General features: G+C 69.6%; 15 protein-coding genes. 6 read left to right on the top strand and 9 right to left on the bottom strand.

Annotation, left to right across the window (positions count from 1 at the left end; all coding sequences use genetic code 11):
* Positions 1-395 precede the first annotated feature (395 nt).
* Positions 396-4,766, bottom strand: a complete 4,371-nt coding sequence (locus tag G401_RS0134985) for a S8 family serine peptidase (protein WP_084557964.1) — start codon at positions 4,764-4,766, stop codon at positions 396-398.
* 300 nt (positions 4,767-5,066) lie between these two features.
* Between G401_RS0134985 and G401_RS0134980 the strand changes: the two genes are divergently transcribed.
* The 3 genes from G401_RS0134980 to G401_RS50520 all read left to right on the top strand — a co-directional run bounded on the left by G401_RS0134980 (position 5,067) and on the right by G401_RS50520 (position 7,378).
* Positions 5,067-5,543, top strand: a complete 477-nt coding sequence (locus G401_RS0134980; protein ID WP_027346157.1) for a winged helix-turn-helix domain-containing protein — start codon at positions 5,067-5,069, stop codon at positions 5,541-5,543.
* A 9-nt stretch (positions 5,544-5,552) separates the two neighbouring features.
* Entirely contained in the window at positions 5,553-6,323 is a 771-nt protein-coding gene (locus G401_RS0134975) for a class I SAM-dependent methyltransferase (RefSeq protein WP_027346156.1), read from the top strand.
* Between the two features lie 194 nt (positions 6,324-6,517).
* Positions 6,518-7,378, top strand: coding sequence for a hypothetical protein (locus G401_RS50520; RefSeq protein ID WP_034594029.1), 861 nt, complete (start codon positions 6,518-6,520; stop codon positions 7,376-7,378).
* A 40-nt stretch (positions 7,379-7,418) separates the two neighbouring features.
* Here G401_RS50520 and G401_RS53705 read toward each other — a convergent pair whose 3' ends face one another.
* The 3 genes from G401_RS53705 to G401_RS58045 form a co-directional block, all read right to left on the bottom strand.
* Positions 7,419-7,982 (bottom strand): hypothetical protein, encoded by a 564-nt coding sequence (locus G401_RS53705; protein ID WP_027346155.1) that lies wholly within the window; start codon positions 7,980-7,982, stop codon positions 7,419-7,421.
* A gap of 128 nt (positions 7,983-8,110) precedes the next feature.
* Positions 8,111-8,935: an ABC transporter ATP-binding protein gene (locus G401_RS57340; protein WP_034594027.1), complete on the bottom strand. Its 825-nt coding sequence runs from the start codon at positions 8,933-8,935 to the stop codon at positions 8,111-8,113.
* Complete coding sequence (locus tag G401_RS58045; RefSeq protein ID WP_245601975.1) at positions 8,866-10,242, bottom strand: ABC transporter ATP-binding protein; 1,377 nt, start codon at positions 10,240-10,242, stop codon at positions 8,866-8,868. The genes G401_RS57340 and G401_RS58045 overlap by 70 nt, the downstream gene beginning before the upstream one ends.
* A 255-nt stretch (positions 10,243-10,497) precedes the next feature.
* Here G401_RS58045 and G401_RS50500 point away from each other — a divergent pair, with 255 nt between their 5' ends.
* Complete coding sequence (locus G401_RS50500; protein ID WP_051367603.1) at positions 10,498-12,306, top strand: hypothetical protein; 1,809 nt, start codon at positions 10,498-10,500, stop codon at positions 12,304-12,306.
* A gap of 165 nt (positions 12,307-12,471) precedes the next feature.
* On the opposite strand, the gene G401_RS50495 is transcribed toward G401_RS50500, so the two are convergent.
* The 3 genes from G401_RS50495 to G401_RS56400 form a co-directional block, all read right to left on the bottom strand.
* Positions 12,472-13,323, bottom strand: a complete 852-nt coding sequence (locus G401_RS50495; RefSeq protein WP_051367601.1) for a metalloprotease — start codon at positions 13,321-13,323, stop codon at positions 12,472-12,474.
* A gap of 977 nt (positions 13,324-14,300) precedes the next feature.
* Positions 14,301-14,858, bottom strand: coding sequence for a GNAT family N-acetyltransferase (locus G401_RS50490; RefSeq protein WP_034594026.1), 558 nt, complete (start codon positions 14,856-14,858; stop codon positions 14,301-14,303).
* Between the two features lie 56 nt (positions 14,859-14,914).
* Entirely contained in the window at positions 14,915-15,091 is a 177-nt protein-coding gene (locus G401_RS56400; RefSeq protein ID WP_157546698.1) for a hypothetical protein, read from the bottom strand.
* Between the two features lie 118 nt (positions 15,092-15,209).
* Between G401_RS56400 and G401_RS0134935 the strand changes: the two genes are divergently transcribed.
* The gene (locus G401_RS0134935; RefSeq protein ID WP_027346154.1) at positions 15,210-15,959 is read left to right on the top strand and encodes a GntR family transcriptional regulator; all 750 of its coding nucleotides are present in this window, start codon (positions 15,210-15,212) and stop codon (positions 15,957-15,959) included.
* Positions 15,960-15,961: 2 nt separating this feature from the next.
* Here the strand turns inward: G401_RS0134935 and G401_RS0134930 are convergent, their stop codons facing one another.
* Entirely contained in the window at positions 15,962-17,074 is a 1,113-nt protein-coding gene (locus G401_RS0134930) for a hypothetical protein (RefSeq protein ID WP_051367600.1), read from the bottom strand.
* A 62-nt stretch (positions 17,075-17,136) separates the two neighbouring features.
* Here G401_RS0134930 and G401_RS50485 point away from each other — a divergent pair, with 62 nt between their 5' ends.
* Positions 17,137-18,804 (top strand): DUF885 domain-containing protein, encoded by a 1,668-nt coding sequence (locus G401_RS50485; protein ID WP_051367597.1) that lies wholly within the window; start codon positions 17,137-17,139, stop codon positions 18,802-18,804.
* On the opposite strand, the gene G401_RS0134920 is transcribed toward G401_RS50485, so the two are convergent.
* The gene (locus G401_RS0134920; RefSeq protein WP_169734287.1) at positions 18,773-19,084 is read right to left on the bottom strand and encodes a DUF3592 domain-containing protein; all 312 of its coding nucleotides are present in this window, start codon (positions 19,082-19,084) and stop codon (positions 18,773-18,775) included. The genes G401_RS50485 and G401_RS0134920 overlap by 32 nt on opposite strands.
* Positions 19,085-19,253: the final 169 nt, after the last annotated feature.

The following is a 19,253-nucleotide window of genomic DNA, read 5'->3' as shown; positions in this document are numbered from 1 at the left end:
AATCAGCGCCTCGTGCCCATCTGGCGGAAGATCGTTCCCGCATCACGGGCAACGGCCGACCGCGGGACGGCGTGATCGAGAGGATGGGTCCCGAAACTACATCCCCACCGCGAACGATCACCGACGAGCCGATCCACCCGGCCGCCATATCGGACAGTCGCGACAAAGGCCGGGCGGGGGTTGGGGCGAAACGGTGACCAGGCGACGGTGAACGATGCTTCGCCCCAGAAACCTGGCAGTGGAGTCCCCGGAGCGCAGCGATAGGGGCGGAACGGTCTCCCGCGGGAGGAGCGGAAGTGAGATCGACGAACCCGGGACATGAATTTGATCTTGAATTGGAGGAAGCCGGCGCCGGATCTCCTGGAGAGACCCGGCGCCGGCTTGGCTATCCGAACTTATATGCCACTCGGGCAGGGCGGGTCGGAGTCGAGGAGGAAGTCCACCGTCTTGACGATGCCTGCCTCGATCTTCACCGTGCCCGCCTGCGGGATCCACCCGTCCTTGGCGACGATGATCTGGTACGTCCCCTTCGGGATCCAGTACTCGTAGGACCCGTCGGCTGCCGCGTGCAGCGTGAACTTCACGCCCGGCGTGGTCTGCGAGTTGAGCTGGACGACGGCCTTGACGCCCACGTGGGTGCCGCTGCAGGAAAGCCCGGCGACGGTGCCGGTGATCTTGCCCCAGGACGGCGGCGGCGAGACGTTCATCTCGACGGCGACCGTCCCGACCGGGTACGGCGTCTCCGCCGAGAACCCGAGCTGGCCGGTGTACTTGCCGGGCTGGGCGACGCCCGCCTCGGCGGTCGCGGTCAGCGAGACCGTGATCGCCTTGGACTTGCCCGCCGCGATCGTGAACGTGGCCGGGGTCTCGCTCAGCCACGGCACGTCCGACGCCTCGTCGCACTGCTCGAGTCCGGGCAGGACCTCGGAGTCCGCCGAGCCCACGAAGGACGACGGCGAGCCACCGATCTTGTACGCGCCGCACGACCCCGCGCCACGGTAGACGCTGAACTGGGCGTTGGGCGCGTTCGTCCACGCGTTGGTGGCCGGGTCGTACGCGATCGTCTCGTTGGTGATCGCGGTCGAGCCGCCCGTCACACCACCGGCCAGGACCAGCAGGCCGCCCGCGGCGGAACCGGCCGAGCCCCAGAGGTCGATCGGCATGTCGGCGATCGGCGACCAGGCGTTGGCGTTCGGGTCGTACGAGAACCCGTTGGTGAAGTCCTCGTCACCCGAGCCGCCGGCGCAGTAGACCTTCGAACCGATGCCGCCACAGGACATCCAGGCCACGCTCTGCGGGTACGCCGCAGCCGCGCTGAACGCCCCGGTGGCCGGATCGAAGACCACGTTGTCGGCTGAGTGGTCGCACGCGTCGTCCGTGCAGCCGCCGACCAGGTAGATCTTGCCGTTGGCGAGACCGGCTCCGGCCGCCGCCCGCGGTGCCGGGTTCACGGCGCCCGCCACGGTGCTCCACGCCCCGGTGGCCGGGTCGAAGACGTCCACCGTGTTCACCGGCGCGCCCGAGGCGGACCAGCCGCCGAGGACGTAGATCTTGCCGCCGGTCGCCACGGCCGCCGGCTTGGTCCGGCCGACGGGCATGTTCGGCAGGGCCGCCCACGCGCCGGTGCCCGGATCATAGACGTACGCCTTGTTCTCCAGGCCGGTGTCGATGCCGCCGCCGACCGAGTAGACCTTGCCGTTCAAGGTCGCCGCGGCGTTGTCGAAGACCTCCTGCGGGTAGTCGGCGATCGACGTCCAGGCGTCCGACGGCGAGGCCGCCGGCTGGGCCTTGATGCCGGCCTTCACGCCGCGCAGGGCGATGCTCGCCTTGCCCGGCAGCTTGTTCGTGACCAGGTTCGCCCCGGTACGGCTGAGGATCTGGAAGCCGCCGTTGCGCTCCAGGACGTTCACGGTCGCCGGCGCGGAGCCGGTGTTGGTGAGCGTCACCGTCGTCTTGCGTACGCTGCCGTAGGGCTGGAACGACTGCACCGTCGCCGGTGAGACCTCCAGTCGCGGCGCCTTGAGGGCGAAGTCCGCCCGCTTGACGCTGTCGGCCACCACCGTCACCGACTTGGACACGGCCGTGTACGGGCTCTTCGTGGCCGTGAACGGGTGCGCACCGGTCGCGGTGGAGAAGAGGTAGTAGAAGCCGTCCGAGGCCGCCGGGTCGTCCGGCGTACCGACGGTGAGAGCGGTGTCGGCCGGCACGTCACCGGAGCCGACCTTCGCTCCGACGAGACCCGCCGTGGTGTTCGCGTCGGTCACGAAGCCCGACACGATGCCGCCCGGGGTCGGCAGGCAGGCGCGGTTGACGACGCTGACGTCGTCCACCTCCCACCACCAGGCCCAGGTGCCCTTGTAGTGGAACCGGATCTGGGCCGTGGCCGCGTTCGCGAGCTGCGGCAGGGCCAGCTGGACCACGCGCGGACCGCGTACGGACGTGGTGGACTCGTGGAACACGTTGGTCCACGTGGTCCCGTCCGTGCTGACGTCCACATCGGAGAAGGAGTTGCTGAACGAGCGGTAGTCGCTGTTGAACTTCAGGTACGGCAGCGACTGGCCGGTCAGGTCCACCACCGGGGTCACCAGCGAGGTGTCGATGGTCGTCCCGGAGCCGAACTTGTCGCTGTCGGCGATGGCGAAGCCGCCCGTGCCGCCGGTCAGGTTGCCCCGCGCACCCGGGTCGTTGAACTGCCAGCCGCCCGTCGCGGTGGCGTTGGCGACCGTCCAGCCCGCCGGGGTCGTCGTCGCGTCGAACGACTGCGACAGCAGCGGCGAGCTGAAGTTCACCGCGTACCCGGGGGCGGTGCAGTCGGCCGCGACCGGCAGCGCCAGGTTCACCGTCTTGGCCGCGGCCGCCAGCGTGACCGAGGTCGTGGTCGTGCTGTAGCCCGGCACCTGCGCCGACGTGGTGAACGTGTGCGTCGTGTTGCCCGGCAGGACCACGGAGTACTTGCCGGTGAAGGGATCGGTGAACACCGGCGCGTGGCCGGGGATCACGATCTTCGCGTAGAGCGGCCAGCCGTGGCCGGAGCCGTCGGTGACCTTGCCGCTGACCGTCACGTTCGGGGCGGGGGTCAGCGCGAAGTCCTGCGTCGTCGTGCCGCCGTCGGTGACGGTCACCGTGGCGGTCGCGTCGTGGTAGCCGAACTTCGTCACGGTCACCGGCTGGTCGCCGGCGGGCACGGTCAACGAGTAGGACCCGTCGGCGGCCGAGGTCGCCGTACGCGTACCGGACGTGATGGTGGCGCCGGCGATCGGCGTACCCGTGGATGCGTCCGTGACGACGCCGGAGACGGTGCCGGACGGGCCCCGCGGAGCGTTCGTCACCGCGAGGAAGGCGTTGAGCCGGCCCTCGCCGAAGACGTTGTTGTCGGCTGCGGTGCCCCCGCAGCTGGTGTTGTCGGTGTCGGTGGCGGTGGAGTCGAGCAGCGCCTTGGTCGCGGCGATGTCGCCCTTGAGCGCGGGCGCGGCCGACCAGATGAGCGCGACCGTACCGGACACGTGCGGGGACGCCATCGAGGTGCCGTTGAAGGCCGCGTAGCCGCCGGGGATCGACGACCGGACGTTGACGCCGGGGGCCGAGATGTTCGGCTTGAGGCCGCCGTCCACAGCGGACGCGCCGCGGCTGGAGAAGCCGGCGATCGCGTTGTTGATGTCGTACGCGCCGGCGGAGTACGTCTCCGGGTAGTCGCCCGGGGAACCGGAGGTGTTGCAGCCGGGGCCCTCGTTGCCGTTGGAGAACATCGGGAAGATGCCGGCCGCGATCCAGGCGTCGACCGAAGCCTGGTACCACAGGTCGCCGCCGTCACCGCCCCACGAGTTGTTGACGATGTTCGGGGCGAGGTCCGGCCGCGGGTTGTTGCCGTTGAGGTCGGTCGGCGCCGCGATCCACTGGGCCGCCGCGAGCAGCGACGTGTCCGTGCAGGTGTTGACCTCGCAGCCCTTGGCCGCGATCCACTTGGCGCCGGGCGCGACGCCGACCTGGTTCGCTCCGCCGTCGCTGCCGACCATCGTGCCCATGGTGTGCGTACCGTGGTCGTTGTTGTCGCACGGCGCGGCCGTCGGGCAGATGCCGGCCGGGTCGAACCAGTTGTAGTTGTGGTCGAACGTGCCGCCGCCCAGGTTGCCCCGGTACTGGTTCACCAGCGCCGGGTGGTCGAACTGCACGCCGCTGTCGACGCTCGCGACGACGATGCCCTCACCCCGGTCGCCGTACGTGCTCCACACGTCCGGCGCCTTGATGTTGGCGATGCCCCACTCCACGGCGTCGACCGTCGCCTGCGCCGTGCCCTGCGTGGGCTCTTCCAGCTTGTGTACGCGTACCGGGTCGATCCGCAGCACGTCGCCGCGCGCGGCCAGGGCGTCCACAAGCGACTGGTCGCCGGTCACGCTGAGCACGTTCGCGATGAAGTACGCCTTATACGAGACCTTCCGCTCGTCCAGGAACGCCTTGACGGAGGCCTGGCTGCGGTCGGCGGTGGATTTCAGGTCCAGGTAGACCCGCTCGGCCTTCTGGGTGGCCGGCAGGGACTTGGCCGCGCTCAGGTCGGCGCGGTCGCGCAGGTAGACCAGGAACTGGGTGCTGCCACCCGCGGCGAGTTTCGCGGTCAGCTCGGTGCTGACCGTCGCCTTGCTCCCCGACGGCGCGGCGGTCGCCGGCGCCTGGGCCAGCCCTACGACCAGGATCAAGCCGGCCAGCAGGGCCAGCGGCGCCCGGCGGACGCCACCTAAGAAGCCGTGTGGGCTCCTGTGGGTTAGTGCCATTCGCAATCCTCCCCAATTTCGGCAATCGGGCGGGTGGCCTTACCTCCGCGAAGTGGTGCGGCTCCCGTGCAAGGCCGACCGCCGGTCCGTCACGACCGGTTCCCGAATGCACACATGGTGCAATGATCTTTGTGGACGGTGGTGACCATCAATGGCGCCCGACAGGCAACTGTCTGGCAGTACCTGGTCGCTCAGGTGATCCCGGTCGTCAGATCGATGACTTTGTTCCGACGATCGGGTTGACATCATCGGCCGAAAAGGGTTGCCTGAATGCCTTGGCAACCACCTGGGGAGGTTGCGATGGAACTGGCCGAGAAGACTCTCATCGTGTGCGTCTCCGCCGACGCGACCGTCCGGGAGCGGTTGATGCGGCAACTCGATCCGGGCGGGGTCGTGCTGCTCTGCGCCGACCTCGACGAGCTGCGCGCGCTGCTGTTCCCGAGCGCTCCGGCCGAGGTCGCACCGGCGATCAGCGCGCCGATCGTCGTCGGTGACCTCCTGGTCGACTCAGTCGGCTACAGAGTGACATGGCATGGACAGCCGCTGCCCTTGACGCGCCTGGAAATGCGGATGCTGGCGTGCCTCGCGTACCCGCCCCGCGAAGTGTGGACCTACCAGCGGCTGTTCACCGCCGTCTGGGGCGGCGTCTACCTGGGCGACAGCGCGATCCTGCACTCCGCGGTCAAACGCCTGCGCGGCAAGCTGCGCGCGGCCGGCCCCGAGTTGGAGGTCGAGACGGTCCGCGGCGTCGGCTACCGCCTGACGCTCGCCGCCTAAGATCGCCTGGTGACAGCTGGTTCAGCGGCGTGGATCGCCGCCGTACGCGCCCGGGAGAGCACCCGCTCCGACCGCCTGTTCGACGACCCCTACGCCGACACGCTCGCCGGCCCGGCCGGGTACGCGATGATGGCGAACTCCGAGGCCGTCACCGGGCCGAACGAGTTCATCCCCGTCCGCGTACGCTGGTTCGACGACCAGGTCCTGGGTTGCGGGCTGCCGCAGGTCGTGCTGCTCGGCGCTGGCCTGGACACCCGGGCGTGGCGCCTGCCCCTCGATCCCGCCACCGGCTGGTACGAGATCGACTCGTCGCCGTTTCCCGCCAAGGAGACGCTCGGACCGCCCCGGTGTACGCGCCGGTTCGTCACCGCCTCGCTGTCCACTCCGGACTGGCCGGACGCGCTGGAATCCGCCGGCTTCTCGGCTGCCCGGCCGACGCTGTGGGTGGCGGAAGGGCTCCTCTTCTACCTCTTCCCGGACGATGTGACCGCCCTGCTCCGGTCGGCGTACGCCGTCTGCGCGCCGGGGAGCGCCTTCGTCGCCGACGTGATGGGCGAGTTCGGCGACTCGATGCGGTCCTACAACGAATATCGGGCCGCTCGCGGTGAGCCCGGCCCGTTCGGCACGAAAGATCCCGCCGGGCTGTTCGAGGCGGCCGGATGGACCGTGGAGTCGGCGACGATCCCGGGCGGGCCCGGCGCGAACTTCGGCCGCTTCCCGCAACGCCCCGCCGGCGTGTTCCCCGGAGCCGCCCACCTGATCCGCGCCCATCTCCCGTGACCGCACCCCGACCGTGACCAGCCCATGATCGCGCCCGGCCCATGATCGCGTTTGGATCACGGAAATCACCCGAATCTTGGGCCATGATTACGGTGATTTCCGTGATCCAAACGCGATCATGGTGACCTGCGGCCGCCTACGCCCTGTCGGAGGTCGGGGGGAACCGAACCGGAGGCCTGTGCGTCCGACCCCGCATGACCGGTTTCCGTCCGCGCCTGGCCCTGCTCGGCGGCGCGCTTCTCCTGCTGGCCGCCGGGTGCGCACAGGCCACGAGCTCCACCCCCGGCGACACCCCCGCCCCCGATCTCGCCGCCGATCAGGTCGCCATCCGTGTCGCGTACACGGGTGGGTTCGTGGGGCCGGGCGTCACGCTCACCCGGCTGCCGCTGCTCGCGATCTACGGCGACGGCCGCGTCTTCAACGAAGGCCCCGTCCCGGCGATCTATCCGGGTCCCGCCCTGCCCAACATCCAGATCTCCCAGATCACCCCGGGCGACGTGGCCAAGCTGGTCGACCGGGCCGTCGCCGCCGGGGTCGGCAAGAAGACGGACTTCGGCCGGCCCGGCATCGCCGATGCGACCAGCACCAGGTTCACGGTCCTCACCGCCAACGGCACGCAGACCACCGAGGTGTACGCGCTGCAGGAGGCTCAGGACAACGGACTGACCGCCGACCAGCGGGCCGCCCGGGAGAAGTTCAAGGGCCTGCTCGCCGACCTCACCGATCTGGACGCGACGCTCGGCGTACACCTGCAGCCGAAGCCCTACACGGCCGACGGGGTGGCCGCGATCGGTTTCGAGTACAACGCCGACGGGCAGCTGCCCCAGCAGAAGGAGATGACCTGGCCGGGCCCGGCCCTGCCGGGTGCCGTCGTGGGCGACGGCCCGGTCCGTTGCGTAGCCGTGACCGGCGCCGACGCGAAGGCAGTCCTGGACGCCGCCGCTCAGGCCAATCAGATGACACCATGGGAGTCCGGTGGTAAGCGCTGGAACGTCACCTTCCGGCCGCTGCTACCCGGTGAGGAGGGCTGCGCCTCCCTGGCACAGGCGCAGTGAGACTCCTCGGCTGATGGGCGACCGGCCTGGCGGTCGCCCATCAGTGCCCTCCCGGCCGCCCGGTCTCCGGCGCCGGGGCCGGCGTACGCAGATCGCCGGTGATGAGCACGACCGCCACGATCAAGCAGATCATCGCGAGCATCCCGCACGCGTTCCCGAGAATCCGGTAGCCGCCGGGGTAGATGTCGGACAGCGCCCGGACGAAGGGCTCGCGGCCGCTCGCGATCGCCGAGAAGCCGATGAGCTGCGAGGGCACCGGCGGGCGGCCGATCAGGGCGGCATAGAGGCCGAGCAGCAGGAGGCCGCCCGAGACGCACAGGGCCACGATCCTGCCGCCGGAGCCGTCCCCGGCCAGGAGGCGGGCGCTGACCAGTAGGGCCGCCGCGGCGATCGCGCCGATGACCGCGGCGGTGTAGGGCAGGTTGCTCGCGAACCGCCCCGACGCGTTGACGATGTCGACGGTCAGCCCGGCGTCGAGCAGCACCTGCCGCAGCCGCCCGGGGAATTCGGCCGCTCCGGCCAGCACGGCGACGATGTCGACGACGTACAGCACCGCGGCCGCGCGTAGCAGCCAGACGGCCACGATGGTCCACTTCCGCCCCATGACCGGGGACGGTACCGGCTCCCGGGCGCCCCGTCATGCCCAGCCGCCTCCGACTGCCGAGTCGCCCCGTCATGCCCAGCCGGCCCCGTCATGCCCGGCCGCCCGGCTGCCGTCGGACGGCGACGTCGTCAGACCGCGACGTCGGAGTGGACGTGCGGGCCGTGATCGCAGAGGACCGTGCCGTCGGTGAACACCACGCCGTCCGCGAACTTCCCCTCGACCGCACCGGCGCCGAACTGCTCGGTGTACAGCCGCCAGTACAGGCCGCGGGTCGCGAGCAGTTCGTCGTGCGTACCGTGCTCGACGAGCGCGCCGTCCTCCAGAGCGAAGATGACGTCGGCGCTCTGGATCGTGGACAGCCGGTGGGCGATGGCGATCGTGGTCCGGTTCTGCGTCGCCCGCTCCAGCGCCTCCTGCACGAGCCGCTCGGTCTCGGTGTCCAATGCGGACGTCGCCTCGTCGAGGATGAGGATGCGCGGATTCTTCAGCAGTACGCGCGCGATCGCCAGCCGCTGCTTCTCGCCGCCCGAGAGCCGGTAGCCGCGTTCGCCGGTGATCGTGTCGTAGCCGGCCTCGAAGCTCATGATCCGATCGTGGATGTTCGCGTCCCGGGCGGCCTGCTCGATCTCCTCCGCCGAAGCCTCCGGCCGCGCGTACGCGATGTTGTCCCGGATGGTGCCGTGGAAGAGATAGGGCTCCTGGGTGACCATGCCGACGTGGTCGGCGAGGGAGCTCATGGTGATGTCGCGGACGTCGATGCCGTCGATGGTGCAGGCGCCGAGCGTGACGTCGTAGAAGCGCGGGATCAGGTAGGTGGTGGTGGTCTTGCCGGAGCCCGACGGGCCGACGATCGCGGCGAACTGGCCGGGCGCGACCCGCATGTTCAGCCCGCGCAACGCCCACCGGCCACTGACCGCGACGCTCTCCGCCAGCGCCGCGCCCAACTCGCCCACCGCGTCCCCAGCTTCCCCCGCCGCGCCCGCGCCCGCGCTGATCGCGTTGGGATCAGGGACATCACCCGAATCTTGGTCCATGATTCGGGAGGAATCCCTGATCCCAGCGGGATCTTGGATCGGGGTGGCCGGCGGGGTGACGGCATCCGCGGGCAGGCCGCGGTCGGGGCCCGTGTCCAGGAGCGGGGCGGAGGCGGCCCGGCCGGTGTTGAAGCGTCCCCGGCCGGCCGGCTCGGACAGTTCCCGCGGCGGCGGGTACCGGAACCACACGTCACCTCGCCGCGCAGGTCCGCCGCCGGCAGCGGGCGGGCGTCGGGCCGGTCCTGGACGGCCGGGACGAGATCGAGGTACTCGAAGATCCGCCGGAACAGCGCCAGCGAGGTCTGCACGTCCAGCGACACCCTCATCAGCTGCATGAGCGGCCCTTGCAGCCGGGCCTGGAGGGTGGTGAACGCGACGAGCGTACCGGCGGTGAGGGCGGCGCCGTTGCCGAGCATCCGGCCGGCCACGAAGTAGATGATCGCCGGGGTGATCGCGAAGAACGTGCTGACCAAGGCGAAGAAGGTCTGCCCGGTCATGGTCGCCTTGACCTGCAACCGGGTCTGCCGCCGATTCTCGCGCCGGTAGCGCCGGCTTTCGAGATCCGCGCGGTTGAACACCTTGGCGAGCAGGATGCCCGACACCGACAGCGATTCCTCGGTGATCGCCGTCATCTCCGACAGCGACTCCTGCGTCTTGCGGGCCAGGCGCTGCCGGCGGCGGCCGACGCGTACCTGGACGAGGACGAAGAGGGGCATCAGGATCAGGGTGATGATCGTCAGCTGCCAGGACAGCAGGATCATCGAGACCAGGGCCGCCCCGACGGTCACCACGTTGGACAGGATCGTGGTCGCCGTACTCGTCAGCACCGTGCGTACGCCGTTGACGTCGTTGGCGAGGCGCGACTGGATGGCGCCGGTCTTGGTGGCGGTGAAGAACGCGAGCTCCATCCTCTGCAGGTGCTCGAAGAGGTTGCCGCGCAGGTCGGCCATGGCCGAGTTGCCGACCTTGCTGGTGAGGTAGTTCTGGCCGATGCCGATCAGCGCGGCCAGCAGCGGGATCGCGATCAGGCCGAGCGTGAGCCAGGTGAGCAGGGTGAGATCGGGTCCGCCGGGCGGGAAGAGGGCCTTGTCGAAGACCGCCTTGGTGAGGAACGGCGCGACCGAGGTGAGCGCGGCCGCGACGACGACGGCCAGGGCGACCAGGATCAGCGAACCCTTGTAGGGCGCCAGGAGCCGGGCGATCCGCGGCAGCACGGGACCGCTCACCGCATCACCCGCCCTCGGTCGGACCGCACCAGCCCAGCGTATGTGCGCGACATCCGCCCTATGTGGCTTTTGCCCAGCCGGGTCGGCGAGGCCGGGCCAAGACACCACCCGAATCGGCTACTGGCGCGAAGTCCATCGACGATGTAGAAACAGACGACCCCTTCCTTCACGGCGTAAATCAAGTCGGCCCGGTCGAGAGAGCGCTCTCTCAGCCGGACCTGCGCGTACGCCGACCGTCCTCGAATAGGCAGGTCAATGCGCACCAACAGAGAACCGGGCGGACGCGAGAGCGCGCGCGCCCACCGCTCACTGCGACGCGTTTCCGCCACCGCGGCGGCCCTGGCCCTGGCCTCGGCCGGCCTGGCCGGCGTACCGGCGGCCGCGCAGGCCTCGGGCGGCGCCCCGGACTTCGGTCCCAACGTCTTCGTCTACGACCCGTCGACGCCCGCGGCGACGATCCAGGCGAAGCTCGACGAGCTGTTCACGAAGCAGCAGCACAACGAGATGGGCACCGACCGGTACGCGGTGCTGTTCAAGCCGGGGCACTACGAGGTGAACGCCAACCTCGGCTACTACACGACCGTCGCGGGGCTCGGCTCCAACCCCGACGACGTCGACATTCACGGCGCGGTACGCGTCGTCGGCCAGGCGGACCCGAACTCCCCGTCGGGGATCTCGGCGCTGACCAACTTCTGGCGTTCGGCCGAGAACCTGGCCGTGACCCCGACCGACTGGTCCGACCAGTGGGCGGTGTCGCAGGCGTCGCCGATGCGTCGCGTACACATCAAGGGGATCCTGTGGCTGGAACCGGGCGGCGGAGGCTACTCCAGCGGCGGTTTCATCGCGGACTCCAAGGTGGACGCGATCACGATCAACGGTTCGCAGCAGCAGTGGCTGACGCGGGACAGCCACCTGGGCGACATCTGGACCAACGGGGTGTGGAACCAGGTGTTCTCGGGCGTGACAGGGGCCGTGCCCACGCAGGGTTTCCCGAACCCGCCCTACACCACGCTCGCCACCAGCCCGGTGGTACGCGAGAAGCCCTACCTCTACGTCGACGGTGACGGCAAGTACCGCGTCTTCGTCCCGTCGCTGCGGACCAACGCCTCCGGCGTGACCTGGGACTCGGGCCAGCCCGAGGCCGGCTCGTCGCTGCCGATCTCGGACTTCTTCATCGCGAAGCCGACCGACAGCGCGCAGACGATCAACGTCGCCCTCGCGCACAAGAAGAACCTGATCCTCACGCCGGGCGTGTACCACCTGGACAAGCCGATCCACGTCATGCACTCCGACACGGTCGTCCTCGGTCTCGGCATGCCGAGCCTCGCGCCCGACAACGGCAACCTCGCCCTCCAGGTCGAGGACATCGACGGCGTACGCGTGGCCGGCGTGGTGGTCGACGCGGGCGCCAAGAAGTCCCCGGCGCTCGTCCAGGTCGGGTACCCGCTGATCCACCGCGATCACTCGGCGGACCCGATCTCGCTGCAGGACGTCTTCATCCGCGTCGGCGGCCCCTGGGCCGGCAAGGCGCTGACGAGCCTGGTCGTGAACAGCGACGACACGCTCATCGACAACATCTGGGCCTGGCGGGCCGACCACGGCAACGGCGTGGGCTGGAACGTCAACGAGGCGGACACCGGCGTCGTGGTCACGGGCAACGACGTGACGGCGTACGGGCTGTTCGTCGAGCACTACCAGAAGTACCAGACCATCTGGACCGGCGAGCGCGGCAAGACGATCTTCTACCAGAGCGAGCTGCCCTACGACCCGCCGTCCCAGGCGGCGTGGAACAGCCCGACCGCCACCGGATACGCCTCCTACCTCGTCGCACCGTGGGTACGCAGCCACGAGGCGTGGGGCATGGGCGTCTACGCGTACTTCAACCAGGGCGTCGACATCCGTGAGGCGCACGCCGTCGAGGCCCCGCAGAGCGCGAACGTCAAGTTCCACGATCTGATCACGGTGTTCCTCAACGGCTCCGGCGGCATCGAGAAGACCATCAACGATGCCGGTACGCCGGTCATCGGCTCCTACGGCACCTCGACCATCGTCGACTACCCGTAGCCGATAAGGGCTTCATCCCGTTTGGCTAGGTCTTGATCCCGTTTGGCTAGGTCTTGATCCCGTTTGGATCAGGGATTCGCACGTAATCATGGCCCATGATTCGGGCGATTTCCCTGATCCAAACGGGATCGTCAGTGATGCGAGGTGGCCCGGCCGCGTGGGACGTCAGCCCAGGTGGGCTATGTACGTCAGGTGGATGCCGTAGAAGCAGAAGGCCGCCGTGGCCGCGTACGCGGCGCCGATCGCCCATCGGGTCGTCGGCGGCAGGTCGAAGTACGGCCCCGTACGCCCCGCCTTGCGGTCCTTCCACCGGCGGTAGGTCTCCATGCCGCCGAAGACGAGGACGAACAGCAGCACCGGGGTCGGCCACAGGATCATGTAGACCACCGCGCCCGCCATGCCCGCGATCCACACCGCCGGATGCAGCGCACCGGCCACCCGCCCGCCGTCCAGCGGCAGCGCCGGGAACAGGTTGAACAGGTTCAGGAAGAATCCCGCGTACGCCAGCGCCTGGAACAGCAGCGCGTGCGGACCTCCGGCCTGCGCGGCGGCGTACACGGCGGCGGCACCGAGCGCCCCGAAGATCGGCCCGGCCAGCGCGGACGACGCCTCCTGCGCCACCGAACGCTGCGGCCCCTCGATCTTCACGAACGCCCCGAAGAACGGGATGAACATCGGCGCGCTCGCCTTCACGCCCTGCAGCCTGAGCACGATCACGTGCCCCATCTCGTGCACGAAAATCAACAGCACGAAGCCGACCGCGTACCACCAGCCGAAGAAGACCGCGTACAGGCCGACGGAGAGCAGCATGGTCAACGCGGTCTTGAAGTGGACCAGGAACCAGGCACCCTTCAGCAGCGCCCACGCCGTACCGCCGAACTTCGCCGCGCCCGCACCGGCCACGGCGGTCCCGCCGCCGATCTTGCCGAGCCGGTCGCGCCAGCTCTTCTTGCGCTGCAAGACTCCGGACTCGACCTCGGAGACCGAGCCGACGGGGGTGTACTGGGGTTCGCTCACGGCAGCCTCCGATGGGGGTTCCGAGGCTAGCATCCGGGTGACCGGTGCCCGAACATCAAGATCAAGTTCGGGTTCACTTTGTCCGGGTTCGCCAGCCTTACCTCCGCTCCCCGCTCGGAGACCGCCCCCGCCCTCTTGCCTTTGTCACGACTGTCCGACTTGTACGCCCAGCTTTCCGACGATCTTGCGCGAATGTCTCGAATTTCGTCCGGTGTACCCGAATTGCCCGGACATTCGTGCAAGATCGTCGGACTCGGGCCGCGGTCATGCCGCGGCCGTGGTCGGCCCACCCCGGGCTTTGTCGTGACTGTCCGGTACGGGGTTGGGTGGGCCGGCTCGCTGGTGATCGTTTGCGGCTGGGATGTAGTTTTCGGGCCTGTTCCCTCGATCCACTACGGCTGGGATGTAGGTAGGGGGCGGTCTGCTACATGTGGGGCGCTGTGAATCTTGGGCGAGGGCGGGTTTGACATCTCTACCGCTGTGGATCACGCTCAAGCTGCTTGATCATCGACCACCTCCTGTGATGCGGGAAGGATCTTCCGGCAGGTGGACCGGGGTCGCCGATTTCTTGATCGATGACGGGTGGGGTGTAAATCCGGCCCGATCTGCATGATCGTTTACGCGTCAGGTGTAGCTGAGGGCGGGCAGCGTGCTCTAGAACCGTAAACGATCATGCGATCGGTGGCTGCTTTACACCTGAGCCGTAAACGATCACCCCTCCGGCCCACCACCCAGCACCCATATCGGACAGTCGCGACAAAGGCTGACCCGGGCCGAGGTCGGGCGGGACCGAGGTCGGGCGGGACCGGGATCGGGCGGCGGTCCTGATCGTCGATGCGTCCGGCGATCTTGCGCGAATGTCCGGGCATTTCCAGCATTCCGGACGAAATTCGAGGCATTCGCGCAAGATCGTCGGGCGGAACGGTCTCCCGCGGGAGGAGCGGAGGTGAGATCGACGGGCCCTGGACAAAGCGCCCTTAAAATGATCTTGGGAGATTGTCGCCGACGAGGCGGCCGGAGCGGACGAGCGACCGACGTGAGGAGGACACACCCGCCGCGGACCTGTCGTCTTCCGGGGCATCGGGGTTGGGGCGGACGAAGAGGGTGACCGTGGCGGCGGGAGTGAAGCCGCTGCGGGTCATGAGGGTCGCCGAGGCCGTGTTCGAGGCCTCGACGTCGGTGACGACGCGGGTCGCGCCGACGGCGAAGAGCGCTGTGCAGCAGGCTTCGACGAGCCGGCGGGCGATGCCCTGGCCCTGGTGGTCGGGCGAGACGGCGATCCACTCCAGGTACGCCCAGTCGTCGCGCAGTTCGAACGTCATGGAGCCGAGCACGAAGCCGACGACGGTGTCCCCGTCGAGCGCGACCCAGCAGGCCGACGCGATGCCGGGCTGGTCGACGCTGTCGAGGTGTTCGGCGATCGTCGTCAGCGACCAGGAGGTGTAGGGCTTGACGGTGACGTCGAAGACCCGCAGGCCGAGGTCGCGTACCTGGCGCAGGTGGTCGAGGTCCATGGGCACGATCGAGACGTCCATGTTCTCAACCTAGTAGCCGAACCAGCGCCCCGGCGGTCGATCAGCCCGCCCGGGGGTCACGGGTGGGCGACGGCGTCCAGGGCCAGTTGATGATCGGGCAACCGGCTGATGTCGCAGCGCTGGCACTCGGCACACACCGACCGGCCGTCCGCCGTCCGTACCCCGCTCATTTCGCGCGGGCACTGGTACCAGCTGAAACGGCCGTCGTGGAAGCACTGGCAACGTTCGGCCATGACCGCCCTCCTCTTTGGCTGGAGCCTATGCACAAGGTTAGAGCCTGACAAGAAACCTTGTGCATAAGATCCGCTCGATGCTCCAATGGAAAGTCCCCGCCGGAAGGGACGGCCATCCATGTCCGAACTCCCCGCGTACCTGCGTATCGCCTCCGACCTCCGCGCGAAAATCGTCTCCGGGCAGCTGCGCGCCGCCGACCGGCTGCCCTCGCTCGCCCGGCTCATGGAGCGGTACGCGGTCTCCAGCACGATCGTCCGCAACGCGCTCGCGATCCTGGCCCGCGAGGGGCTGATCGAGGGGCGGTCGGGTTCCGGCGTCTACGTACGCGACGCCCGCCGCCTGGTACGCCGATCGAACGGCCGGCAGCAGCGTACAGAGTCGGGCAGCGCTTCGCCGTTCGCGCGGGACGCGGCCGCGGGCGGGCAGCAGGGCGGCTGGGAGTCCGACAGCGCCGAGGAGGCCGCGACCGAGGAGGTGGCGGCCCGGCTCGCGATCGAACCCGGCGATCCGGTGATGCGTACGCGCTACCGCTATCTCGCCGACGGCCATCCCGTGCAGCTGGCCACCTCGTGGGAACCGCTGGCCGTCACCCGGGGCACCTCCGTCGAGCGTCCCGAGGAGGGCGCGGCCGTCGGCGTCGTCGCGCGGATGGACCACATCGGCGTACGCGTGGACGACGCCGAGGAGCGCGTCACGTGGCGGGCGGCGGACGAGACGGAGCTCGCCGGGCTGGAACTGCCGCAGCGGGGCGGATACGTGCTCGTGATCCGGCGGACCTACTTCGCGGCGGGCGTACCGGTGGAGACGGCCGACATCGTGCTCGACGCCGGCCGCTACGAACTCCTCTACCGGATACCCATTGAGTAGGGTCACTGCCCTGCGGTGACTGTGACGCCGGTGCCGACGGAGCGGGCGGTGCCGACGCGGGCCACCAGGTTGCCCGTCGACGTCACCACGAGCGCCGTTCCGCTGCCCTTGGCGTACGCGAGGCCGGTCTCCCGGGTCGTGCTCGTGCCGACGACCGCGTTGCCCGTGACGGACGCGTAGCCGGTCGAGTAGTTCACGCCGTCGAGGCCGATGCCGACGAAGTTCCCGGTCGACGGCAGCGTCCCGAGCTGGTTGACCTTGTTGCCCGCGATCGTGCTCGGCACGTCGCCCTGCAGGACGCAGCGGATGCCGAAGTAGGTCGAGCCGGCGGTGCCCTGCGCACCGTAGTCCTCGATGTAGTTGTCGTGGATGCCGGTGTTGTAGCAGCGGTTCGCATTGATCGCGTGCACCGGTACGCCGTAGATGTGCAGATCGCGTACCTGCCAGCCGGCCGAGTTGTCGAGGTCGACGCCGCTCGTGCCGACGCCCGAGATCCAGCTGCGTTCGAGTACCCAGTCGGTGACGTAGTTGTCCGGGTCCACGACGCGTACGCCCGCGCCGCCGGTGCCCTCGATGTAGACGTCGCTGATGATCGAGTTGACCATCGTGTTGGTCAGGTGCGTGCCGTTCTTGGAGAGCGAGGAGACCCGGATGCCGTCGCTCGGTGCGTTGAAGACCCGCACGTCGTAGACCCGGCTGTCCCAGGTACGCAGCATCAGCGGCACGGTGCCGGTGTTGTTGGCGCGGTTGCCGTCGAGGGTGAGCCGCTCGACGCGTACGCCGGCCGACACCCACGTGTCGTTGTCCACCCAGGACTCCGAGGCGAGCATGGCCGCGAGGTTCGCGCCGTTGGCCTGCTTGAGGGTCGTCGCCGTGCCGTCGCCCCGGTAGGTCCGGTCGTCGAGCAGCTTGACGGTGGCGTTGAGCAGGCAGGGGCCCTTGATGACGATCTCGTCCCCGGCGGCCGAGGAGGTGATCGCCGACTGGATGGTGGCCGCGTCGGCCGTCGTGTTCGCGCAGGTGGCGTTGACCCGGTTCGCGTACGCCGGAACGTCGGCGACGAGAGCCCCGGCCACACCCAGCACGAGCAGGGCGGCGAGAGAAGCACGATGCATGGGCCGCACCCTAGAAAACGGCACTACAGAGATCCTCCTAAACCTCTATAGGCTCACTCTTCATGGAGAGCACTGAGAGCACCCGCGTCACCGCGCTGGGTGAGGCGTACTTCCGCGCGCGCAACGAGGCCGACCCCTTCGGCGCGACCGTGTTCGGCGTGGCCGGGTACGATGACCAGGTCCCGGATCCGAGCCGGGCCGCCGACGACCGGTTGCGGGCGACCTTCGAGGGCCTCGCCGCCGAACTCGCCGCGATCGACCCGGCCACGCTCGGCGACGGCGACCGCGTGGATCACAGCGTGCTGTCCGGGACGCTCGCCGGCGAGATCGGCCAGCTCGCCTCCGGCCTGTCCGAGATCGCCGTCAGCGCCTCCATCGCCGGCGTCGTACCGCTGCTCGTCGGCACGCTGCCCGCCGCTCCACTGGGGACACCCGAGGCCGACGCCGCGTACCTGCGGCGGCTCGGCGGGCTCGGCGAGTACCTCGACCGGCGCGGGCAGCGCCACCTCGACGCGCTCGCCGACGGCCGCACCCCCACCGCCCTCGGCGTGACGCAGGCCGTCGCGCAGATCGACGCGTACCTCCGCAGTGATCTGAAGAGCGACCCGATGGTCGCCGTGAGCGGCGCGGAGGAACTCGTCACGACGGTGGTCCGGCCCGCTCTGCGCCGCTACCGCGGGCTGCTCGCCGCGCACCTGCTGCCGGCGGGCCGCGGCGAGGACGAGGCCGGGGTCTGCCACGTGCCCGCGGGCGACGCGGGCTACCTCGCCGAGGTCCGCGCGCACACCACCACGGACTTGGGCCCCGAAGAGATCCACACCATGGGTGTACGCCTTGTCGCACAGCTCCGCGAGGAGTTCGCGGAGCTGGGCGGGCGGGTGCTCGGCACGACCGACACCGACGAGGTGCTGCAGCGGCTGCGCAACGATCCGGCGCTGCGGTTCGCGACCGGCGAGGAGATCGTCGAGGCGGTGACGACGGCGCTGCGGCGCGCGGAGGCGTCGGTGCCGGACTGGTTCCGCGACTACGACACCGCCCCCTGCGAGGTACGCGTCATGGACGCGGCCGAGGCCGAGAACTCGGTGCTCGGCTACTACCAGCCGCCCTCCGCGGACGGCCGGCGGGCGGGCGCACACGTGATCAACACGAGCCACCCGACGGCCCGGACCCGGTTCGAGTACGAGGCGCTGGCGTTCCACGAGAGCGTGCCCGGCCACCACCTGCAGATCGCCGCCGCGCAGCGGCTGACCGGGGTGCCCGACTACCGCCGGCTCGGCTACGTGACCGCCCACGGCGAGGGCTGGGGCCTGTACGCGGAGCGCCTCGCCGACCGCATGGGCCTCTACACGAGCGAGGAGTCACGGCTCGGCATGGTCTCGTTCGACGCCTGGCGGGCCTGCCGGCTGGTGGTCGACACGGGCATCCACGCGTTCGGCTGGTCCCGGCAGCGGGCGATCGACTACATGCTCGACAACACGGCCCTGTCGACCCGCAACGTCACCAACGAGGTCGACCGCTACATCGCGTGCCCCGGACAGGCCCTGGCCTACATGGTCGGCAAGGTACGCATCGAGCAGCTGCGCGACCGGATGGCGGCCGCCCTCGGTCCGGGCTTCGACCTGAAGGCGTACCACGACGTGGTGCTGGGCAACGGGGCCGTGCCGCTGACCACGCTGGCGGCCCTGGTCGACCGGGCGGTCAGCGACGCGACGAGCTCAACGGCCGGGTGAGCACCCGGGCGTCGGACGGCGTCGCCGGGTCGTACATGACGCGTACCGAGCGGTCGTGGCCGAGCTGCTCGCGGTCGACGTCGTCCTCGAAGACGACGATCTGCCCCTTGATCGTGGCGAACTGCACGCGCAGGTGCAGCTGCTTCTCCGCCGACCGGTGAGGTTCGGTCTGCGAGATCACGGTGCCCGGGGCACTCATCCACTGCGTGTCGTCCGCGCCGGCCTTGCGCAGCCAGCCCTTCACCTTGGCCGCCAGTGCGCCGAACCTCGTTGCCGCCATGATGATCACCAGCCTCCCGCCGCGTCGGTGTTCACGTGCTCCTCGATCGTGACACCACCGCGGCGCGGCCACCATCGACCTGCCGGGTCAGGAGGGGGTCCGGCCGAACGCGTCCACGACAGGACCGACTGTCACATGGGATCGTCTTTTCGGTTGACGAAACTCTCTC

Origin of the sequence: Hamadaea tsunoensis DSM 44101, from assembly GCF_000428945.1 — a bacterium.
Lineage (GTDB): Bacteria > Actinomycetota > Actinomycetes > Mycobacteriales > Micromonosporaceae > Hamadaea > Hamadaea tsunoensis.
The sequence above is the reverse complement of the archived record's forward strand: the minus strand, read 5'-3'. Positions and strand labels throughout refer to the sequence as shown.

Coding starts and splice junctions, on each gene's coding strand:
- G401_RS53705 (WP_027346155.1), bottom strand. CDS start 7,982: ATGGGGCGGAAGTGGACCATCGTGGCCGTCTGGCTGCTACGCGCGGCC.
- G401_RS0134935 (WP_027346154.1), top strand. CDS start 15,210: ATGTCCGAACTCCCCGCGTACCTGCGTATCGCCTCCGACCTCCGCGCG.
- G401_RS0134980 (WP_027346157.1), top strand. CDS start 5,067: ATGGAACTGGCCGAGAAGACTCTCATCGTGTGCGTCTCCGCCGACGCG.
- G401_RS50485 (WP_051367597.1), top strand. CDS start 17,137: ATGGAGAGCACTGAGAGCACCCGCGTCACCGCGCTGGGTGAGGCGTAC.
- G401_RS0134920 (WP_169734287.1), bottom strand. CDS start 19,084: ATGGCGGCAACGAGGTTCGGCGCACTGGCGGCCAAGGTGAAGGGCTGG.
- G401_RS0134930 (WP_051367600.1), bottom strand. CDS start 17,074: ATGCATCGTGCTTCTCTCGCCGCCCTGCTCGTGCTGGGTGTGGCCGGG.
- G401_RS50500 (WP_051367603.1), top strand. CDS start 10,498: ATGCGCACCAACAGAGAACCGGGCGGACGCGAGAGCGCGCGCGCCCAC.
- G401_RS56400 (WP_157546698.1), bottom strand. CDS start 15,091: ATGGCCGAACGTTGCCAGTGCTTCCACGACGGCCGTTTCAGCTGGTAC.
- G401_RS50490 (WP_034594026.1), bottom strand. CDS start 14,858: ATGGACGTCTCGATCGTGCCCATGGACCTCGACCACCTGCGCCAGGTA.
- G401_RS0134985 (WP_084557964.1), bottom strand. CDS start 4,766: ATGGCACTAACCCACAGGAGCCCACACGGCTTCTTAGGTGGCGTCCGC.
- G401_RS50520 (WP_034594029.1), top strand. CDS start 6,518: ATGACCGGTTTCCGTCCGCGCCTGGCCCTGCTCGGCGGCGCGCTTCTC.